Raw genomic sequence first — 21014 nt, 5'->3', positions numbered from 1 at the left:
GCCGTTAAGAACGTTTTCTCGCGCCCCGAGAGGAACGAGAGAAAACGCTCGAGGGGATTACCCTTTTTTCTTAACGAGAATCTTTCTTTCGATTTCGAAGATCTTTTCGGGAAGTTTTTCCTTTCCTAGTTTCTTTTTATCGTTTTCCTTTAAAAACAGATCTTCGCCGAACTTTTCGAACGCGTCGTTCGCCTTGATGTTTTTCAAGCCGATGATCTGCAGATGAACCGCACCCGCCGGAATTCCGAAGTCGTTTCCGCGGTCTTCTACGGAAAGAACTCTCGTGATCGCGGTCACGGTGTCCCCGCTGAAAGAAGGTTGCGTGTGATATCCTTCGGTGAATCCGAGATCCCAGATCATGTTTTCCGTAATGTCTCTGGAAGCCATTCCGCATAACCACGCGAAGACGAGTCCTCCGTAAACCACGGGTTCGCCTCCCATCGGTCCGGAAATTCCCGCGGAGTAAAGTTTATCGTAGTGAAGCGGGTGCGTGTTTCCGACTCTGTAGGTCCAAGGAAAATGTTCGTCTGTGATCGTTCTTCCGTTTTGGTGGATGTAGATCTGACCTGCTTTGAAATTTTCGAAATACGTATCGGACCAAGTCGAGGACTTAAACTCGGTGGGAAATTTCAACGCGGGAAGTTCGATCACGGGGGCGTCCGTTTCCGGAAAGAACGCGTCTTTGATCACCGGTTTAGGACTTCCTTTCGGTTTTCCGTTGGATTGATAGATCATGATCTTTCTTTCATATTGAAGAACCAATTCTTTCTTTTGGTTTAAGCAGATCGTACGAACGCTCACGATTCCCGGTTTGTCCGGTCCTTTGTCGTCCACTTTGAGAATTTTGGTTTTCGCGGAAAGAGTGTCTCCGGGATAAACGGGCTTTAAAAATTGAACGTTGTAGTAACCGAGATTTGCGAGCGCTTTTTCGGAATCGTTCTGAACTCCGAGAGAAAGTGCGATGTTAAAAACTTGAAGAGAGGAAACCAACATGTCCTGAAAGCCGTGCGCTTGCGCGTAGGCGGCCGATAAGAAAAGAGGATTCGCATCCATAAAGGTGGTTGCGAATTCTTGTGCGAAAGCTCGATCGATCGTGATCTCTCTCGGGTGTTCGAAAATTTCACCTTCGGTGAATTCTTCCAGATATCTTCCGTAAATATTGCGTTTTACTTGATCCTTGGATACTGCAGTGCTCGGAGCCAGCTCCGCAAAAGGTTTGTTTGGAACTTTTGTCATGACTAAAGGCCTCTTGATCTTTTTTTTCCAGTGTTTTGTCTGCGATTCAAGGGAAAAGTTTATTTTCCCTGATAAAACGCATCCAATTCGTCCCTGCTTCCCGTTCTGAGTTCGATTCCCTGAAGTTTTTTCTTGGCGAGTTCCGGGTTCTGATCCTTTTCCGAAAACATGTGATTCCATGTGTTGATGAATAAAACCGGCTTTCCTTCTTCCTTCTTAAGCTGATCGGCTTTTAAAACGGAGTCGAAGTGTTGCACCGGATCTTCGTTGAATCTCTGATCGCCCGAGTAGACGTTCTTTAAATGAACCGTGGACAATTCTCCCGTTTTTGAAAATTGAAGACGGAAACTTTCTATGTCCTTGTTTCTTCCGTATTTGAATCCGCGATAGATTCGATAAACGACATCCTTCCATTTCGACGGATGTCGTTCGTCCTGAAAGACGAGACTGAGTTCGATCCGTTTTCCGGAAGGCGTTTCCCTTTGGTTGCAATAAACGACTTCCAACCGGTTGCCGTCTTCTATGTCGTGCGCGGGTTGTATCAAAAGAGGGATTTCTTTTTCGGAGCATTCCAAGTTGGGGGAGAATGTCGGCAATTCGCTTTTGGGACCGGAACAAGCAGTTGCCGTTAACAATGTAAATACGGCGAACCAAGCGAAAGGGAGAATGGTAAATCGAAATCGTATCGGGTCGGAATGGAACATAGATTCGTGTTTTAAAACTCTGCGACGGAGAGTCAAACCGGAAAAAGTGGATGAACTTTCGCAAGGGGAAAACGAGATTGACTTTGATGTTGCCAGAATTCAAAGCGGACGCACCCGAACGCACTAAAAACGAAATCTTAGAAAAAATCAAAACGATCCGGGAACAACTTCCGATTCTTCTTTCAAAACAAGATAGAACGTACGATCACGTCATCCGTCCTTTGAACGACCTCGTGCAGGAAATGCAGATCGAATTTACCGTTCTTTCGCATTTGAACAGCGTAAAGAATTCCAAGGAAATCCAGGCGCTTTATACGGAAGTGCTTCCGGAAATCACCGCGTTTTATTCCGATCTCGGTCAAAACGAGGAACTCAATCGCGCCTATCAGGAAATTCTAAAGGAGGAAGAGGCGACTCTCGGCGGACCGAGAAAAAAAGTACTTCAAGATTCCATCATACAGTTTAAGCTCAGCGGGATCGGTCTCGAACCGGAAATCAAAAAAAGAATCCAGGAAATTCAAATCTCTCTTTCCGACCTGGACAATCAATTCTCGCAAAACCTTTTGGACGCGACCAACGCGTTTGAACTGATTATCGACCGCAAAGAGGACGTGGAAGGAATTCCGGAGTCCGATCTGAATGCGGCCAAAACGGAGGACGGCAAATGGCGTTTTACTCTTCAGATGCCGAGTTACATCGCGTATATGACGCACGGTCCGAATCGTTCCATTCGGGAATCCTTATATAAGGCTTATACGACCAAGGCTCCTCAAAACGGAATTCTGATCGAAAAGATTTTGGCTCTTCGAAGCGAACTTGCAAAACTGTTAGGATACTCCAATTACGTGGAATTGTCTCTCGCGACCAAGGTGGCCGATTCGGGAATTACGGTTCTGAAATTCCTGCGCGACTTGGCCAAACAAGCCAAACCGATCGCCGAACAGGAATTTGCCGATCTTTCCAATTTCGCAAAGACGTTGGGAATCGATTCTTTACAAGCCTATGACACCGCCTTTGTCAGCGAAAAACTGATGAAGGCCCGTTTCGATTTCGACGAGGAACAAACACGTCCGTATTTCGAGAAGGAAAAAGTCGTTTCGGGAACATTCCAATTTTTGAATCAACTTTTGGGTTTGGAATTCCGCAAAACATCCGCGCTGGTCTGGGAAGATAAGGTGCAGGTGTTCGATTTATACAAAAACGGAAAACTTCTTTCCCGTTTGTATTTGGATCTCGAAGCGCGCAAGGACAAACAGGGCGGGGCTTGGATGCACAACTGGTATTCCAGAAATCGGATCGACGGCCGCGAGATTCTTCCCGCCGCGTTCGTGGTCTGCAACTTTCCGGTTTCCACGGCGACTTCTCCTTCTCTTTTGAAACACAGCGACGTTGTCACGTTTTTTCACGAGATGGGTCACGCGTTGCATCATCTCTGCACTAAAATCGAAGAACCTCCGGTCAGCGGAATCAACGGAGTCGAATGGGACGCGGTGGAATTTCCTTCGCAGTTTTTGGAGAACTTCGCTTTCGAACCGAGCGTTCTGAAAATATTCGGCAAACAGTATCAAACAGGAGAAACGATTCCCGATTCGATGATCGCAAAGCTCAAGGAAACGAAGAATTTTCTTTCCGCGATGGGAATCGTACGGCAACTCGAATTTTCCCTCTTCGACATTCTCATTCACGAAAAAAGTCATACAGAAGAGGAAGTTCATTCCATTCTTCAGAACGTCCGCAAGGAAGTGAGCGTCGTGATTCCTCCGGAATACAACCGGTTTCAAAACGGATTCTCCCATATCTTTTCGGGAGGATACGCCGCGGGATATTACAGTTACAAATGGGCCGAAGTAATGAGTGCGGACGCATTCTTCGCATTCGTCGACAAAGGCGTGTTCGACGCCTCGCTGAGCGACGCATACTTTACCGAAATTTTAGAGAAGGGCGGAAGCGAAAACGCGATGGTTCTTTTCAAACGGTTCTTAGGAAGAGACCCCGAAGTCGGGTCCCTTCTCAAATTGTACGGATTGAAAAACGCGGCTTAGGAATTCGAGTTAAGAAAGGCTTTTTCTGAAACTTTGGAGCAGGGATTCTTTTCCCGCCAACAGCACTTCGACCTGGTCCTGATCGATGTTGTAAACCACGTTGCTTTTGAGTGCGTCTTTGAATTCGTTCTGGTTGATCACTTTTTGATCGTAGCTTTCTTTTAGAAAATTATACCAGCCGGCCAAGAGAACTTTGAGATGGGGAAGTTCCCGGATCGGGATCGAAATTACTTTTTCTGGTTCCATAAAGACCAGAGCAGGCTATTTCCCGTACCGGGAGAGTCAAATCAATTTTGGAGGAAACCGGATAAGAATTTCGGCTCTAATCTATTTTCGCTTTCGCTCGCGCGAGAATTTTTCGAAGAGTTTGTTTTTCCTTTTCCACAAGAGCCGGCCCTTCCTTCGTTTTCATAAATTCGTAGTATTCTTTCCAACCCGCAAGCTGATCCAAAGGATGATTGTCCGGATAAATGGATCTGAGCTCTTCGTCGATCACGCTTAGGTTTGCAAACGCGGAACAATCCGCCAGAGTGAAATTCGACCCCGCGATATACGGAGAAAATCGTACCACTCTTTGAAGGGCTTTGACTCCTTTGATCAGGATCGGATGAACTTCTTCGATCAATTCGGGTGCGATCGTTTTTCCTCTGGTCGCGAGCAGATAAATCCTTCTTGCGGGAATGTCGATGTAGGTTTCGACGATCGTCGTGATTTCCCGGACTCGGGCCGCTTCCCAAGGATCATTCGGAAGTAACTTGGGTTCTTGCGGGTAAATCGTATCTAAGAATTCTAAAATGGCCCCCGATTCGAATATGAATTTTCCGTCGAGTTCCAAGACCGGTATCTTTCCCATAGGACTGATCTTTAAGAATTCCTCATCTTGAGAGGGAGCCACCCTGATTTGTTCGTATTCCAATCCCTTCTCTAAGATCCCTAACTTTACTTTATTTACGTAGTTGCTGATGCTTGCGCCATGCAGTTTGATCATGAAAAAAGAAGTTTATCGATCGCTTCGGTTTGGAAAGTGTTTTTTGGGAAGAATGTCCGGGTTTGGTCCGGAGGAGTATAGAAGGGTTTAGAATTTGAAAATCGACCGAAGTATGAAATGTGAAATTTTGCGTTCTGTTCGATTTCCTGATTTGAAAAAATAGTGTTCAATCAATGATTGCAGTTTATAACATGTACAAACTCATGATTGAGCAAAAGGATTGTATGAAACTGAAAAAACTCGTTCTGTTTCTAATCCTGATTCCGGTAGCAGTCTCCTTTCTAAGCAACTGTCATCGATTTCGGGTTGGAAAACAATTTAAAGCACAACCCTCTGTCCAGCTGGAAGGAAAGGTTGCATTGGTTCACGAAAACCACCTCGTAAAACGATACGGTTTTGTGGATGAAAAAATATTCCTGAAGGAATTCGAAGAGGAACTCAAAGACGTAAAAGGATTGGAACTCGTTTCTTTTCGCGAAAGTCGTAAGAGGATCCAAGACGCGAAATTGGATTCCGATTTGGTAAAAATCAATCTGCACGATCCGGTCGCTTTAAAAACGAACCCCGCGGTTCTCGCAAAACTTGCGAGCGCACTCGGCACGGACAATGTGATCGTGGTTTATTCCGACGAAGACGCGTTTCCTAAATCGGATTCATTTATGTATTTCGGTTCCGGTGCGGTCATCTCGACCAGCGTCGGACATGGAAGAGGAATTTTTCATTCCGTTTCTTTGATCCAACTCAAATCGGCGGATTTAATTTTTCAAGAATTCATCTCTTCCGAAGATTCTCCGGTGAACGGCCCCGCAAGAGGAAGAAAATTGGCTTCCATTCTTGTTGACGGTTTGTTAAGCGCAAAGGCGGCGAACTAATATGAAAAGAAGTATAAAACTGACTTTGATTTTGATGAGCTCACTTTTGATCGGTGCGGCCTGCGTTAACGTTCCCTATCGAGCGAGAGTGTATTCTTCCGTTCCTTCTCCGAAGCTGAACGAGTTGAAAACGAAAAAATGGGCGATTCTTCCTACTTTGAACGTCTATCCGGCGGCTGCGGTGGGCAACGAGATCGATGGTAGATTGGACGCTTTGAAGGCGAGTCGATCGGGATACGTGCAGTCGACTCCTGCGGATATTAAAAAGTCTTTGAAGGACGCGGCGTTCACGAAGTCACTTTCCAAAATTTATACATCCGTTTGGGAAAGGGAAAAATCGGCAAGAGTCGCTTTAGCAACCGGTAAGGAACTTCTGCAAGCCGCAACGGTAAGAGCGATGAGCGATCCTGCAATGGCGGGCGCTACGGGAATGCAGCCCATCGAAACCGACGAAGACTTCTTTGTGGAAGATCTAAAAGGTTTGGAAGGTGATTTTAAAGGTTTAAAGCTGAAGGAAGATTACGCGATCCTTCCGGTTCTTTTGGATTATAGACCGACCGTTTCCGTAACCGACGTTTGGTTTGTGGCACTTCCCGTTTATATCGGAAAAACAGTATTAGAAAATTATACTATGACTTATTTCGTCGTAGACCTGAAATCCGGAAAAAATATCCGCACGATCCGTTCCGTACACGGTGCCGGCGGCGTGGAAGAATCCAGCGAACAGATCGACGCAATGCTCATGCAAGTTTTGGAGAATTAAGATGAAATTGAATCGATCTATAACCTCATTGTTGGGAGCCTCGGCTTTACTTTTCGCGAATTGTATTTCGTTTTCGCATTACAAAGCGGATTATTTAGCCGAAGGAAAGGACGTTAAGGGTTCGAAAATTCTTCTGATCCTGCCGAATTACAGCGATTACATTTCGGAAGACGTGTATCACACTCCGTTTCAGGACAGTCAAAGAAAGAACGCGCTGAGCAAACCAAAGGCAAAAGGCGGAATCGTGGAAATCAGCGTGGATTCCAGAAAACAATTTCAGGATTCCCCCGCTCGTAAAAGTTTCAAAATGTTTTTGGAAGGAAGTCTTTATTCCACACTGAAAAACGTTCTTTCTACGGAGAATCCTTCGGTACAGTATCTGGACGAGAAAGACGAAAAACGTCTAACTCCTGAAATCCAGAAGACGTTTAAAAATCCTTTCGTTCCTTTGAGTGCCGGTCTTCGTGACGAACTGAAAAAGAAAAACATCGAGTTTGTTTTGGTTCCCTACGCATACAGCACGCCCGGAAACGAAATTTTTACGAAGACCATTTCGGTTCAGCAGCAGAACAACAATAATAATTCCGGAGGCGGAGGAGGGACTACGACTCAAACCCGAACCACTTCCAGCCTCGAAGCGGGTTCCATCGTTGGAGTTCGTTTGCAGCTGATCGAAGTCCAAAGCGGAGAAAGCGAACGGATTTCCAGCATTTTCGTTCCTTGGACGTATGCGGACATCGTAAAGCCTGACTTTCAAAAGAGTGTCTTACTTCTGGTCCAGGGGATCTTTCCTTCGCAGAAGTAATCGAACGTTTTAAAATTCCATCCGAGTGTAAAGCCGCCTTTGAAAAATCACAGGCGGCTTTTTTTTTGGAGTTCTCGGATTTTCCAACTAAGCCGGAAGCCACTCGCAACACTCCGTTGCTCGTTTGGCTACCTGGATGCCGATCCATAGAGAGGCATCCGCTGAGTTAAAAAGAACGAAACGCTGAGTTTTCTCTCTAAGGATCGCTCGGTATAAAAAAGTCTTTCTCTCTTTTTTCCCGCGAATATTTTCGACCGACAAAAGGAAAAGTGCAAATGGCAAGAACGGCAATCATCACGGGCGGAACGGTCGGAATCGGCTACGAACTCAGCAAACTCATCGCGGCGGACGGATACGATATTATACTCGTCGCAAGAAACGAAAAAACACTCAAATCGGTAAAGAAGGAAATCGAATCGTCTTACAAAGTGAAAGTGGATACGCTTTCCGTCGATCTTGCGGACCGCCAGGCGCCGAAGAAAATTTTCGACTTCGCGAAAAAAAACAAAGCGGTCGTCGAAATTCTGGTGAACAACGCGGGTTTCGGCACGAGCGGAAGATTCGATAAGATGGATCTGAAAAAAGAACTCGCGATGATCCAAGTCAACGTCACTTCTCTCGCCGAGTTGACGCATCTCTTTTTGCAGGGTATGGTGGAACGCAAGAGCGGAAAAATTCTGAACGTCGCGTCCACGGCTGCGTTTCAACCGGGACCGAACATGGCCAATTATTATGCGACAAAGGCGTATGTCCTTTCACTTTCGGAAGCGATTTACGAAGACGTGTATAAGGACGGAGTCATCGTTACCACTCTTTGTCCCGGCCCGACCAAAACAGAATTTTTCGAAAGAGCCGAAATCACGAAATCGAAACTTCTGAATAATCCGATGGCGCCGATCATGAGCGCGAAGGAAGTCGCGGAAATCGGATATGCGGCTTTGAAAAAGGGAAAACCGGTCGTGATCTCCGGAGCTTTGAACAAGATTTTGGCGCAGAGCGTTCGTATAACGCCTCGATTCATCATTCGCAAGATCGCAAAATTCTTAAATCAAAACGGTTAATCGTATGCAAGGATCCATCATAGACTTAGCGGTGCCTTTCTTTCTACTTCTGATCGGAGTGGAGGTTTTGTATTCCGGGATCTCCGGGAAAAAAGTCTATCGATGGAACGATACGGTCGCCGATTTAAGCACCGGAATTCTGTTTTCTCTGACGGGGGTTCTTGTCACCATAGCTTCACTTTGGGTATATGAGAAGTTTAGAATATTCTACTCTTTGCAGACTTTGTTCGGAGTTCCGGAAATTCCTTTGGGTGCGCCGATTTGGAAGGACTCGACCGGTTTTCACGGGGATCTTAGGAATTTGGCGGGATGGATATTCGTATTTCTCGCGGTGGATTTCGTGTATTACTGGTTTCACCGCGCGACCCACGAAGTCAATTTCCTTTGGGCTTGTCACGTTACGCACCATTCCAGCGAAGAATTCAATCTTTCCGTGGCTTTGCGTCAATCCAGCTTTCAAAGAATTTTCGAATACGCTTTCAATCTCGGAATCGCATTTTGCGGAGTTCCTTGGCAGGCGTTTCTTTTGGCGCACGGAATTTTAAAGATCTATCAGTTCTGGGTTCACACGAGACTGATCGGAAAGCTCGGCTTCTTGGAGGAAATACTCGTGACCCCGGCGCATCACCGGGTTCATCACGGAAGAGATCCGAAATACATCGATAAAAACCACGGAGGAATTCTCATCTTCTGGGATCGGATATTCGGATCGTTTGCGAGAGAAGAGGAAGAGCCGGTCTACGGTTTGACGAAACCGGTCACAACGTTCGATCCGGTTTATACGAACTTGCACGTGTACGAGGAACTATTTTCGTTAATGCGAAGGGCGCCTAACGTGAAAGATAAACTTCTCCTTCTCCTCAAACCTCCGGGCTGGAGACCGGCGAGCATCGGACCGTCTTTGATCCCCGAAGAAGTGGATCGGAGCAGTTATCTGAAATTCGATCCGGTCGTTCCTTCGTCCCGGAAATGGTTCGGCGTTATCGAGTTCGTTTTCTGGACCGTTTTGTCTCTCACATCGGTTCGATTTTTCAAATCGGGAGCGCTCGAACTTTGGAAAATTCTTCCCGTGATTTTATACGTCTTTTGCGGATTCAAACATACCGCTTTGGTTCTCGACGGAAGAACTTTGGGAAGAATGTGGACGATTTTTTTGCCGGTCGGAGCCGTATTGTTAGGTTGGATTTTGTTTTTTCTTTGAACCGGTGTTGAACCCGGGAAAGAATTTGAAATCATGGTTTGATTGGAAAATCGGCGAGTCGCATTCATGTTCAAAAAGTTATTTCAAATCATCGCCGTTATTTTTCTGTTCGCTTCGGTTCCCGTATTCGGGATCGATTTGGTTCGTCTGGACGATTCGTCCGTGGGATTGGAGGATTCCTTCGAATACTACGAGGATTTTACGAACAAACTCGGCTTCGAGCAGATCCGGGCTTTGGCGGATCAGGGTAAATTCAATTCCGGGAATATTAGTTCTTTAGGATATACGAATGCTTCCGTTTGGGTTCGTTTGAATGTGGAGAATTCCTCCGCGCAGCCGATTCGATGGATCGTGGAATATCAATATCCGAACGCGGATTTGGTCGAATACTACGACGTAAAAAAAGGAGAATCCCCGTTTTACAGGGCGGGCGATTCGATCCCGTTCGGAATCAGGCCGATTCAATACCGCAACCCTGCCTTTCCTTCGGTCGGTCTTCCAAAAACGAAAAAGTCCGTTTTTTTGCGGATCAAATCCGATTCGAGAATCCAGCTTTCCCTGCGTTACTACGGCGCTCTCGGATTTTATCAAAAGGTGATCTACGAACAATTTTTTTTCGGATTGTTTTTCGGAGCGATGCTCGTTCTTGCGCTTTACAATCTTCTATTGTTCGCTTCCACAAAAGAACGAAGTTATTTCTTCTTTGCGATCTACATCTTCGGATTTTCCCTATTTCAATTCGTTTTGGAAGGGTTCGGATTTCAGATTCTCTGGCCGGATTGGGTCGCATGGACAAACGTAAGCGTTCCGTTTTTTCTTTTGATCTGTCTGACTTTGATGTGTTTGTTCGTGAACGTATATCTGGATTTGAAAAACCGTTCTAAAATCTCCCATCGTATATTCCAATATTTGCAAGCGGTATTTTTGACTTGTGCGTTTGTTTCTCTTTGGATTCCGGAACGTTTCGGAATTTGGATCGGATTATTTTGCACGTTCGCCTGCGTGATCCTTTTGTTTATCAACGGAATCAGAAGCATCGCTTGGAATCAATGGAACGCGTCGTATTTTCTTTCCGCCTGGGGAATTCTGGTCTTAGGATCGATTCTATTTTTATTTTTGCACAGCGGTTGGTTCCGTAACTTCGGTTTAAAATTTTGGGTCATCGAGATCGCGTCCCTGTTTCATGTCGTTTTAATGGGATTGGGTCTTGCGGACCGGGTAAAGGTATTGTCCAAGGTTTTGTCCGCGAAAATCAAGGAACTCGGTTCCACCAAACTCGTAGCCGAACGGTCCGAAAAACGTTTCAAGAATCTCTTCGAAGAATCGGAGGAATTCCTTTTTACGATGGATACGAACGGCAGAATCCGAAATGCGAACAAGGCGCTCGGAAGACTTCTGGGTTTCGATCCGGAAGAGGTGATCGGTTGGGATTTTCTGGATCTGATCTTCGTTCCCACGGGCGGGGATGCCGCTTACGCAAAAATTTTGGCGAAGGATAAGATCGACGAACTTTTGAGAACCGGGAAAAGTTCGGAGTTCGCGGTCGAGTTTAGGCAAAAGTTCGTTTTGGAACCGAGACAGATTCGGGTTCGTCTTCAGCTTTTGGACTTGGGTGATAGGAAAGGAATATTAGGAAAGGCTTATGAACTTGACGAGGATATTCTTTCGAAGTTCATCGTAAGCGAATCCATGCACTTTACTCTCAACAACTATCTGCGGAATGCGGATCTGTTAAGCCGACTTTTGACCGTCAATCTTTCCAGTTTCGTAGGGACCGAAATTATAATCGCGATCCGAACCTGTATCCGGGAAATCGTCATCAATTCGATCGAACACGGAAATTTGGCGATCAGCTTCGACGAAAAAACGGAGGCGCTCGCCGAAGGGCGTTATCTCGAATTCATCCAAAAAAGACAAAAGGAACCGTTCTACAACTATCGAACCGTAAAGGTTTCGTATTCTCTCAACGCCCGCAGGATCGGATTTCTGATCTCGGACGAGGGAGAAGGTTTCGATTATAAGAAAATTCTAAACTTAGATATCGAAAAACTGAACGAAACGAGTTTGACTCACGGAAGAGGAATCGTGATGACGAGAAGAGTCTTCGATATCGTTCGGTTTAACGAAAAAGGGAACCGGGTTCTTCTAATCAAATATTTGAAAAAACCGCTTCGTTATAAGCGGGAAAAAACTTCCTTCGACGTTTAAACGCGTCGGCGGAAAAGCCCCGCTTTTTAAAGTTTAAAACTTCTGCGCAACTCCGAAAAACAAGGTCGTAGTCAGGACTTGGAATTCCAGTTTACGGGAAAATTGATTCGTAACCAAGATCGCGGTTTGATTGTTCGATTCTGTCAGAGGTGTGACCCGTCCGTCTTCTCTCAAATAAAAGCTGGCCGATTCTCCGTTGAACGTTCCGTTTAAGGAAGGAATGTTGATCCAGGAAAGCGCGATCCCGAGTTGAAGACTTGTGGAATCGGTGATTCTTCGATTGACCGAACCTTCCAAACGAAATTCGATTCCGGTTCCGGTCAGGGAACCTTCTTGTCGAAAGCTTTCTCTTCCCGAAGTCGCGTATCCTTTCGAGTCCCAATATACTTGCGACATTCCGGCTCCGAGTCCGCCTTGAAAGATCCATCGTTTGTAATTCCATTCGTGCCAATACATCAAAAGAAAATAAGGATTGGAAAGTTTAAAAGTCAGATCGGTGTAAAACGGTTCGGACGAAACCTGTTTCAATCCGAACTTCTGCCATTCGCGATAACCTCCGATGAAACCGATTTGACTCTCCGGCCCGATCTTTCTGCGTAAAAACAATTCTCCCTGAGAAACGTTCGACGGCGGGTCGAGTTTGGTTTTGGAAGCGACCCTCGGATCGTATGTATCCGTAAATCCTCTCAGAAAAGAATTAAGTCTGTCTTCTCCCTTATATCCGATTCCGGCGCGGAGTCCGAGTTCCCAATACGATTCCTCTTCGGGAGGAATTTCGAGCGCGGGTTTTCGGGAATGAGACTTCGTTTTGGAAAGCTCCGTTTCGGCGTTCAAAGAGGAAGAAGGGTTGGGGAGAAGCGGGAAAAAAAGTAAAACACAGAATGAGATCCCGAAAATTTTGCTGGTAGCGCGCATGATTACAGGATTTCTAGCAAGGACTTCTATAAAAAGCGGATTTTCTTTCGTATCGGGCGGAGACATGTTGCAATTTCAGTTTTTTCAGTTCTTTGATTGGGATTTACTCAAACCGTATTTCTACTTCCTGAGTTTTATCGGAATCTATCTGACACTCAGACTCCGATTCCCCCAGATTCGGTTCCTCTTTCTCGCCGTAAAAATTTTTTCGGGCAATATGGACTACAAAGGTTCGCGGGGAAGGCTCGTTCACTCCCAGGCTTTTTTTTCCGGAACCGCGTCCTCTCTCGTTCCGGGGGCGGTGATCGGTTCGGCTCTCGCTCTGATGATCGGCGGTCCGGGGGTTCTCTTCTGGATTTGGATTTCTTCCTTTTTTATCATGCCTCTCCGTTTCGTTTCTTCGACTCTTGCGATCCGATTTAGAACCAAGACGGCTTCGGGAAGATATCTTTCCGGTCCGATGTATTTTATCGAAAGCGCTCTCAAAGCGAGATGGCTTGCGGTGAGTTTTGCGATCGCCGGTCTTTTGACCGTTCTCGTTATGGGCGGCGCGGTTCCTATGTTGTATGTCACTCATATCGCCAATCGTGCGTTCGAGGTGAGCGGGATGACGGTTCCGTTTTTGTTGTCCGTGGTTCTCGTATTTATCGTGTTAGGCGGCGTACGAAGAGTGGGAAAAGTTTCCGCGTATCTCGCTCCGATTGCGATCCTTTTGTTTTTTTCCGGTTACTTTTTTCTATTTAAGAATTCCTTAATGAACTTCAAGGATTTCCTCTGGCTTTCGTTTCAGGATGCGTTCCAGCCGTTGACCGCGATCGCGGGAGGGAGTTTCGTTCTCGCAAGAACCTTCAGCACGGCTTCCGGAATCTTCTTCGTTTCCACCGAAACCGGAATCGGGAAAAGCGCAGGGTTGTCCGGTGTCGTAAGAACGGATTATCCGGCGAAACAAGGACTGGTGAGCATGCTTGCCACCTTCTTTGAGGGATTTGTGGTGTCGACTCTCGTGATCTACGCGCTTTCTTCGTACGGAGCGTTTAAGATGGAAGAGCAGATTCTTTTCGTGAACGCGCTTTTTCAAGGACATACGAATCCGATCAACATGGCGTTTTTCGGATCGTTTCTGCTTTTGGGAGTCGTATCGATCACGGGTTGGTTTTATACGGGAGAACAGAACGCGCTGTATGTGTTCGGCGAAAAATTCGCGAATTTTTTTCGAATGCTCTTTCTTGTGACGATTCTTTTGGCCGCCTATTTGTATGTAAAGAACGGCGAACAAATCGTGTTCGAAGCGTTCGGTTTGGGATATTCTTTGTCGATCATCACCGCCGTTCCGGTTTTGATTTCTCTCGTTTTGCTCGAGAAGATCGCGAGAACCGAGTTGAAGCGTTTCTTAACGGAAAGCGGCGCGCGCTACGAAGTGTTGAAGGACTTTTATCTTCTAATTCTTTCTCTCGTACCGAAGAATCTTCTTTCCCGTTTGTTCGGATTATTGGCTTCTTCCCGCCTGCCGCGCTTTGTGATGATTCCGGTTTTGAAGGCGTTTGCAAGGGCGTATAAGATCAATCTCGACGAAGCGGAACTGGAAATTCAGGAATACAATTCCCTCAACGCATTTTTTACGAGAGCTTTGAAAGCCGAAGCGAGAATCATCGATTCCGCGGATAACGAAATGGTTTCTCCCGTCGACGCGAGAGTTACGGGATACGGGGATATCAATCAGAGAATCATCATTCAAGCCAAGGGAGTGGATTACAATCTCAAGGAACTTCTGGGTGGCGGATTGTCGAAATACATCGACGACTTTACGAACGGAAAATACATCACATTCTATCTTTCTCCGCAGGACTATCATAGAATCCATTCTCCGGCGTATGGAAAAATTTTAGGGTATTACTACGAACCCGGAAAATTATTTCCGGTGAACGAACTCGCGGTTTTCGGGATTCGAGGACTTTTTCCGAAAAACGAACGATTGATTACGTATCTGCAAACCGAATACGGTAAAGTCGCCGTTATCAAGGTGGGAGCCTCGAATGTCGGGAGAATTCGCGTGACTTACGACAACAAGATCGTGACAAATACGCTCATTCGGACCGCGAGAAACGTCGAATATAAGGACGTTTCGATCATGATCGACAAGGGCGCGGAACTCGGACGGTTTGAGATGGGATCGACCGTGATTCTTCTTATGGAAAAAGATACGTTCCAATTCGAGACGCTTTCCGTGAATGAAAAGATCACGTACGGAACTCCGATCGGGAAGTTTTTGGCGAAGAAGTGCAAGCTTCCGAAGTGACTCCAGACTGGTTTTATTGAAATCGGGGAAAAAGTGGGAACTCATACGGACTCGTGAGATTTCGGAAAATGTAGGAACTCATACTGACTCGTGAGATTTCGGGAAATGTAGGAACTCATACTGACTGTGAGATCTTGAAAATGTAGGAACTCATACTGACTCGTGAGATCTTGAAAATGTAGGAACTCATACGAAATGACTCAACTCAGTTTAAAAGCCACCACTCCCGATCAGATCGATTTCGACGAAAATCATCTGAAGATCACCTGGAAGGACGGAGTTACGTCCACCTTCGAGCTTTTGGATCTCCGGAAACGTTGCCCGTGCGTCGTTTGCAAGGGCGGACACGGAGGAAAAGTGGGAACTACCACGGGCGGAATTCAATCGATCAAACTCTATTCGATCAACAAGGTCGGAAGATATGCGATCAATCCGGTATGGAGCGACAACCATCAAACCGGAATTTATTCCTTCGACGGCTTAAGAATGCTTGCGGATGGGTTGGGAGGCGATCTCGCTCTTTGAGCCCGACGAGAAAGGGCGTTTTTCGAAAAAAAGGTTGTTTTAACCCGAAAAACCGGTGGAATCAAGTTGAGACAAAAAAAATGAGGTGACAAAAACTCTTTTCTTATGTCCCATTAACTAAAATTCCCGGGAGAGTTCCCAAAATGGGCGAAGGTTCCCTTTCACAGGAAGAAATTGATGCATTATTAGCCGGTGCAAGCGATACGTTTGACCCGGGGGCGGTAGCATCTACAGCCGCACAAAAAGAAGTTCCGGGAATGTCTCCCGTGGACAGGGATATCTTGTCCGATCTTCTTTCTTCTTGTTTTCAAGTTGCCGGGAACACGTTAGGCGCCGTTCTTTCCCGTTCTTCCGCATTCTTAAATCCGAATGTGGAAACAAGGGCGCGTAAGGACATCGAGTCCGAATTAAAATCAGGTTCTTTTCTTTTATATTCCACGTTATCCGGAAGCGTAAACGGAAGAGTGGTTCTTGCCATGTCCGCCGAAAACGCGGTCAAGATTGCCAATTCCATGATGGGCGGTTTTGATTCGGGAGAATTGGACGAGGCGCAGATGCAGACTCTCCGCGATTCTCTCACTCCGGTGATGGGCGCGTTGATTTCCCAGATCAGCACAAAAACCGGAGGGGGCGTCAACGGATCTCCTTCCGAAACAAGAAACGTAACTTCTCCTGCGGCCTTGGTGTTGCCGGATGGCGAAAGTATCGTTCGAGTCTTTTTCAATTTAACGATCGAAAGCATTCCTTCCTTTCGGGTTCAGTTTCTTCTCTCTCTTTCCACAGCGTCCGATCTTTTGAACCTGTATCGTCGTTCCGGAAGCGGCGGCGGAGATATGGGAGGAATGGGAATGGGCGGCATGGGAGGAATGGGAATGTCCGCCGGTTCCATGTCCGTTAAGTCGGTCGCGTTTCCGAATTTAGGGACCGCGAGTGGAGCGTCGAATACTCCGAACTTAAACCTTCTCATGGACGTTCAGATGAGCGTCACAGTGGAACTCGGTCGAACCAAGATGTATATCAAGGACATTCTGGGTTTGGGAGAAGGTTCGATCATCGAGTTGGACAAACTCGCGGGTGAACCTGTGGATCTTTTGGTCAACGGGAAGCTGATCGCCAAGGGAGAAGTCGTGGTCATCGACGAAAACTTCGGGGTGCGCGTAACGGATATCGTAAGTCCTACCGATCGGATCAAGCCGGAGGGCAAGTGAAATTCTTAGAATCCTTCCCGGCAAACGGAAGGAAGGTCGCGTTCCTACTTTCCATTTTTCTTATATTCAGCTTTGCTTTTGCTTCTTTACGGGCGCAGTCCGAGCGGGAGCTTATGGACGAGGCTCTCAAAAAAGAATTGGGACAATCCTCGGCTTCCAAAGACGAAAAGAAGAATTCCGATTCCGGCGAAAAAAAGACGGATTCTTCCTCGACCTCCGGGACGACGGGAAATACGGGCGCGAAAAGTTCCGCCGCGGAAACTCAAACCGCGCCGAATCCCGTGGAAGAAAGATATCGCCCGAGCGACGACGGTCCGGGAATCGCGGGAACTTTGTTCCGGGTCGTTTTTATTTTGGGACTTCTCTGCGCGGCGCTTTACTATATTCTAAAATACGTATCTAAAAATCGGGAAGGGCGTTTGCCGGTCCGCGGCGAGATGAACGTTCTTTCGAGTTTGATGCTCGGACCGAACAAGCAGCTTCAGATCGTGGAAGTTTCCGGAAGACTTTTGGTTCTTGGCGTGGCGGATAACGGAATCAATCTGATCACCGAGATCGAAGATCCGGAAGTGAAGCATCGAATTCTTCAGAAAAAGGAAAGCTTCCAGCCGCCCGAAGGCGGATTTTTGGTTACGGTCCTGGAGCAGATCAAGGACTTAAACTCTCGGATTTCCGGAACCCAGGAGGGTCCGCCGGATACGAACGAAAAGGGCGGGGCAGCTCGGGAAGAGAAACGAAGGCAAGCCCGCAAAAAATTGGACGAACTCAAAGAAAAAACAAGCTCGCTCGAAAGCGGGCTTTTCGATTTGAGATGAGCGGACAAAAATCGAATTTGAGGAATTTTTTTCAGGTGAGAATGAGACATAAAAAACTTATAAAGAACATAACATGGATCCTGCTGTTAGTCACGGGCTTATCCTTGGGTTCTTCTTTTTTCACCTTGGAAGCGCAATCCGCGGGAACCCGGATTCCGATTCCGAATTTAAACATCAATGTGAACGAGGCGAAGAATCCGAGAGAGACGAGTTTGTCTCTGATGGTTTTGTTTCTTGTCACGATTCTTTCCTTGGCTCCGGCGATCGTGATGTCTTTGACTTCGTTTACGAAGATCGTGATCGTTCTCGACTTTGTGAGAAGGGCGTTGTCGATCCAGAATCTTCCGCCGAACCAAGTGATGATGGGTCTCGCGTTGTTTATGACGTTCTTTATCATGGCTCCCACCTTGAACACGGTGAACGAACGCGCGCTCACTCCGTATCTCGAAGGTAAGATCGATACGAACGCGTTTTTTGAAAAGGGGATGGTTCCGATCCGTGAATTTATGATGCGTCAAATCGGAACCTCGGGTGCAAAGGACGTCGCCTTATTCTTAAAAATCGGAAAGGTGGAGAAGGTGGAATCCTTCGACGACGTTCCATCCTACGTTCTGATTCCGGCCTTTATGTTAAGCGAAATCAAAAAGGCGTTTTGGATCGGGATCATTATCTTTATTCCGTTTATCGTGATCGACCTCGTGGTCGCGTCCGCCCTTCTTTCCATGGGTCTTATGATGCTTCCTCCCGTGATGGTGAGTCTTCCGTTCAAGTTGATTCTGTTCGTTCTCGTGGACGGCTGGAACCTGATCGTCTACGAATTGGTAAGGAGTTATAAATGACGGAACTCGACGCCATGACCCTGATTCGGGACGCTCTTTATATCACGCTCAAGATCTCTTCTCCGATTCTTTTGACCGCGCTTGTGGTCGGATTGATCATCGGGATCTTGCAGACTACGACTTCGATTCAGGAGCCTACGATCGCGTTCGTTCCGAAGCTCGTGGCGATCTTTATCGTGATCGTGATTTTTTCATCCTGGATGATTCAGACGATGACCGACTATACGCGCAACCTATTCCTAATGATCGAGAAGTTTTAGAAGGGTATGGAATACTTCATCAATCATTTTCAAGTGTTTCTGCTGATCCTTTCTAGGCTGATGGGATTGTTATCCGTCGCGCCCGTGTTTTCTTATCCTTCGATCAGCGTTCCTCAGAAGATGATTTTCTCCTTTTTGGTTTCCGTGATTCTGTTTCCGGTTACAGCGGGATTTCTTCCTCCGGTTCCGGGTGACATGGGAACCTACGGTCTTGTTGTGATGGCCGAGGCTTTGATCGGAATGCTTCTCGGTTTTTTGATCAGCTTGATCTTTGCCGCCTTTCAGATGGCCGGAGAATTTTTTAACGTTCAGCTCGGTTTCGGTTATGCGGAGATTTTGGATCCGGTGACTCAAACCAGTTTGCCCGTGATTAGCACTCTGAAAAATCTTTTGGGGATGCTGCTTTTTTTAACGTTAGGCGCGTATCGAATCATGTTCGAGAGTCTTGCGTATTCCTTTGAAAAGATCCAGGTGCTGCGGTTCACTCCTGAAATTCAAAACGGAATTTATAAGGCGATGGAAGACGCAGTCGGTGCGATGTTTCTGGTCGCGTTCAAGTTGTCTCTTCCGGTTCTGGGAATTATTTTGCTTGTGACCGTTTCCGAGGCGCTCATGGGAAAGGCTGCACCTCAACTCAATATTCTTCAGTTGTCGTTTCCGATCAAGGTGACGATCGGTTTGATCGTGATGATCTTTATCACGCCGTATTTGGTTTCGCAGATGGGTGCTGCGTTCGATCTTACTTTTGATAAGGTCAATCTCATGCTCCAGGAATGGCCGAAATGAAAACGCAACGTCAACGAAATATGGAATTTAAGAGCGGGGGAAATTCTCCCTATGACGCGCCCCATAGGAAGCGTCATGCTGAGTTTTCCGACGCGCCCGAAAATACGACCCATAGGGAGTATTTTTCTGAGTTCAGGAAGCGTCATGCTGAGTTTTCTGACGTGCCCGAAAATACGACCCATAGGGAGTATTTTTCTGAAGAACGTCGTAGTTCCGACATTTTTCGTAATACGAAGCCCGCCCCACCCTCGTTGGGTGGTGGAGGCGGGCTCGTGGGAAGAATCGGTGAATTTTTCTCTATCACAAAAGACTTCTTCCATCAACTCAAATTCTTCCCTGCGGCCTTTGTCGTACCTCCGACAAAGGCTCATGCGGTTTCGTCTAACGCGGTCGACTTTCGGATCGACTTACAACTTTTCGCCGCGGAAGACGAAGGCCGAACCGAACCCGGATCGGAACGCAGAAGAAGAGAAGAACGAGAAAAAGGAAACGTTCCCAAATCCCCCGAACTTCCGGCTGCGGTCGTACTTCTTGCGGGAGTGATTCTTGTGTATCTCATGGGAGAATATTTTTTCATGAGAACGTTTTACATTCTCCGCAAATACATTCACGGGGTCGGACTCAGAACCGATATCAGTCCCGAGTCCGTAACGGAACTTTTAAAAAACGCCTCCACGGATTTATTCACCCTACTATGGCCTTTGTTCGGGATCACGTTCGTCGGAGCGGTCATCGGAAACGTGGCGCAGGTCGGATTTATTTTTACTCCGCGCGCGTTGAGTTTCAACTTCAGCAGAGTTCAGCCGAACTTTAAAAAGGTTCTGCCCACGCGTCAGACTCTTTTCAATTTAGGAAAGTCTTTTGCAAAAGTCGGACTCATCGGTTGGGTTTCGTACATCATTATCAGCAAGGATTTTTTCCCAATTCTTCTATCGGGAGAAATGGGACTCGAACAAGCGGTGGCCCTCGTCATGAGCAGTTCGTTCAAGATTTTTCTCGTAGTCGGGATCATTCTTCTTGCGATCAGCATCGTGGACTTCCTGTATCAAAGATACGAATATGAAGAATCCTTAAAGATGACTCCTTCCGAAGCGAAGAGAGAAGCCAAGGAATCCGACGGGGACCGTTCCCTTCAGGCAAGAAGAAGACAACTCGCGCGCGACATGATGAACAAACGAAAGATGCTCGCGAAAGTTCCCGAAGCGGACGTAGTCATCACGAACCCGACTCACTTCGCGGTCGCTCTCGAATACAAACCCGGAATTCACAAGGCGCCGATCGTCATCGCAAAGGGAGTGGACGATTTCGCATTATTGATCATCCGAATCGCTCGAGAGAACGGCGTCCCCACGGTGGAAGACCGTCTTCAGGCGAGAGGACTTTACGAGGAAGTGGAACTCGGCGCGGAGGTTCCACAACAATTCTATCGCGCGATTGCGACCATTCTCTCTCGTTTGGAATCCTTCCGGAGAGCGGTGTAAGAGGAAACT

20 protein-coding genes are annotated in these 21014 nt (G+C 46.8%); 15 read left to right on the top strand and 5 right to left on the bottom strand.

Features of this window, described 5'->3' with window-relative positions:
• Nucleotides 1-57: 57 nt before the first annotated feature.
• Nucleotides 58-1236 carry a MaoC family dehydratase gene (locus LFX17_RS10980; protein ID WP_238730286.1) on the bottom strand — a complete coding sequence of 393 codons (1179 nt, stop codon included), beginning with the start codon at nt 1234-1236 and terminating at the stop codon, nt 58-60.
• A 59-nt stretch (nt 1237-1295) separates the two neighbouring features.
• Entirely contained in the window at nt 1296-1976 is a 681-nt protein-coding gene (gene lsa23, locus LFX17_RS10975; protein ID WP_406600672.1) for a surface adhesion protein Lsa23, read from the bottom strand.
• 50 nt (nt 1977-2026) lie between these two features.
• On the opposite strand from lsa23, the gene LFX17_RS10970 reads away from it, so the two are divergent.
• Nucleotides 2027-3982, top strand: coding sequence for a M3 family metallopeptidase (locus tag LFX17_RS10970; protein WP_238747740.1), 1956 nt, complete (start codon nt 2027-2029; stop codon nt 3980-3982).
• A gap of 9 nt (nt 3983-3991) precedes the next feature.
• Here LFX17_RS10970 and LFX17_RS10965 read toward each other — a convergent pair whose 3' ends face one another.
• Complete coding sequence (locus LFX17_RS10965; protein WP_118955914.1) at nt 3992-4228, bottom strand: hypothetical protein; 237 nt, start codon at nt 4226-4228, stop codon at nt 3992-3994.
• 76 nt (nt 4229-4304) lie between these two features.
• Nucleotides 4305-4970: a glutathione S-transferase family protein gene (locus LFX17_RS10960; RefSeq protein WP_238746692.1), complete on the bottom strand. Its 666-nt coding sequence runs from the start codon at nt 4968-4970 to the stop codon at nt 4305-4307.
• Nucleotides 4971-5194: 224 nt separating this feature from the next.
• Between LFX17_RS10960 and LFX17_RS10955 the strand changes: the two genes are divergently transcribed.
• The 6 genes from LFX17_RS10955 (at nt 5195) to LFX17_RS10930 (ending at nt 11880) form a co-directional block, all read left to right on the top strand.
• A complete protein-coding gene (locus LFX17_RS10955; protein ID WP_238730283.1) occupies nt 5195-5842 on the top strand; it encodes a hypothetical protein in 648 nt (215 codons plus the stop codon).
• Nucleotide 5843: 1 nt separating this feature from the next.
• Complete coding sequence (locus LFX17_RS10950) at nt 5844-6605, top strand: hypothetical protein (protein WP_238746687.1); 762 nt, start codon at nt 5844-5846, stop codon at nt 6603-6605.
• 1 nt (nt 6606) lies between these two features.
• A complete protein-coding gene (locus LFX17_RS10945; RefSeq protein ID WP_238746685.1) occupies nt 6607-7410 on the top strand; it encodes a hypothetical protein in 804 nt (267 codons plus the stop codon).
• A gap of 275 nt (nt 7411-7685) precedes the next feature.
• Nucleotides 7686-8471 carry an SDR family NAD(P)-dependent oxidoreductase gene (locus LFX17_RS10940; RefSeq protein WP_238746683.1) on the top strand — a complete coding sequence of 262 codons (786 nt, stop codon included), beginning with the start codon at nt 7686-7688 and terminating at the stop codon, nt 8469-8471.
• 4 nt (nt 8472-8475) lie between these two features.
• Nucleotides 8476-9672: a sterol desaturase family protein gene (locus LFX17_RS10935; RefSeq protein ID WP_238746667.1), complete on the top strand. Its 1197-nt coding sequence runs from the start codon at nt 8476-8478 to the stop codon at nt 9670-9672.
• A gap of 66 nt (nt 9673-9738) precedes the next feature.
• Nucleotides 9739-11880: a 7TM diverse intracellular signaling domain-containing protein gene (locus tag LFX17_RS10930; protein WP_238746665.1), complete on the top strand. Its 2142-nt coding sequence runs from the start codon at nt 9739-9741 to the stop codon at nt 11878-11880.
• 33 nt (nt 11881-11913) lie between these two features.
• Here the strand turns inward: LFX17_RS10930 and LFX17_RS10925 are convergent, their stop codons facing one another.
• Nucleotides 11914-12795 carry an LIC_11366 family protein gene (locus LFX17_RS10925; protein ID WP_238746657.1) on the bottom strand — a complete coding sequence of 294 codons (882 nt, stop codon included), beginning with the start codon at nt 12793-12795 and terminating at the stop codon, nt 11914-11916.
• A gap of 64 nt (nt 12796-12859) precedes the next feature.
• Between LFX17_RS10925 and asd the strand changes: the two genes are divergently transcribed.
• From asd to LFX17_RS10885, 8 genes are all read left to right on the top strand, one after another.
• Nucleotides 12860-15091 (top strand): archaetidylserine decarboxylase, encoded by a 2232-nt coding sequence (asd, locus tag LFX17_RS10920; RefSeq protein ID WP_238730276.1) that lies wholly within the window; start codon nt 12860-12862, stop codon nt 15089-15091.
• Nucleotides 15092-15286: 195 nt separating this feature from the next.
• The gene (locus LFX17_RS10915; RefSeq protein WP_238746655.1) at nt 15287-15616 is read left to right on the top strand and encodes a DUF971 domain-containing protein; all 330 of its coding nucleotides are present in this window, start codon (nt 15287-15289) and stop codon (nt 15614-15616) included.
• Between the two features lie 143 nt (nt 15617-15759).
• Nucleotides 15760-16824, top strand: coding sequence for a flagellar motor switch protein FliN (gene fliN, locus LFX17_RS10910; protein WP_238730274.1), 1065 nt, complete (start codon nt 15760-15762; stop codon nt 16822-16824).
• Nucleotides 16821-17639, top strand: coding sequence for a flagellar biosynthetic protein FliO (gene fliO / locus LFX17_RS10905; RefSeq protein ID WP_238746653.1), 819 nt, complete (start codon nt 16821-16823; stop codon nt 17637-17639). Before fliN ends, fliO begins: the two co-directional genes overlap by 4 nt.
• Before the next feature lie 41 nt (nt 17640-17680).
• Nucleotides 17681-18478, top strand: coding sequence for a flagellar type III secretion system pore protein FliP (gene fliP / locus LFX17_RS10900; RefSeq protein WP_238730272.1), 798 nt, complete (start codon nt 17681-17683; stop codon nt 18476-18478).
• Entirely contained in the window at nt 18475-18738 is a 264-nt protein-coding gene (gene fliQ, locus LFX17_RS10895) for a flagellar biosynthesis protein FliQ (protein WP_010574483.1), read from the top strand. The genes fliP and fliQ overlap by 4 nt, the downstream gene beginning before the upstream one ends.
• 6 nt (nt 18739-18744) lie before the next feature.
• Nucleotides 18745-19524: a flagellar biosynthetic protein FliR gene (fliR, locus tag LFX17_RS10890; RefSeq protein WP_118955903.1), complete on the top strand. Its 780-nt coding sequence runs from the start codon at nt 18745-18747 to the stop codon at nt 19522-19524.
• 272 nt (nt 19525-19796) lie between these two features.
• A complete protein-coding gene (locus tag LFX17_RS10885; protein ID WP_406600492.1) occupies nt 19797-21005 on the top strand; it encodes an EscU/YscU/HrcU family type III secretion system export apparatus switch protein in 1209 nt (402 codons plus the stop codon).
• Nucleotides 21006-21014: the final 9 nt, after the last annotated feature.

It is taken from the genome of Leptospira sanjuanensis (genome assembly GCF_022267375.1).
Lineage (GTDB): Bacteria > Spirochaetota > Leptospiria > Leptospirales > Leptospiraceae > Leptospira > Leptospira sanjuanensis.
This window is presented reverse-complemented; position numbering and strand designations above follow the sequence as displayed.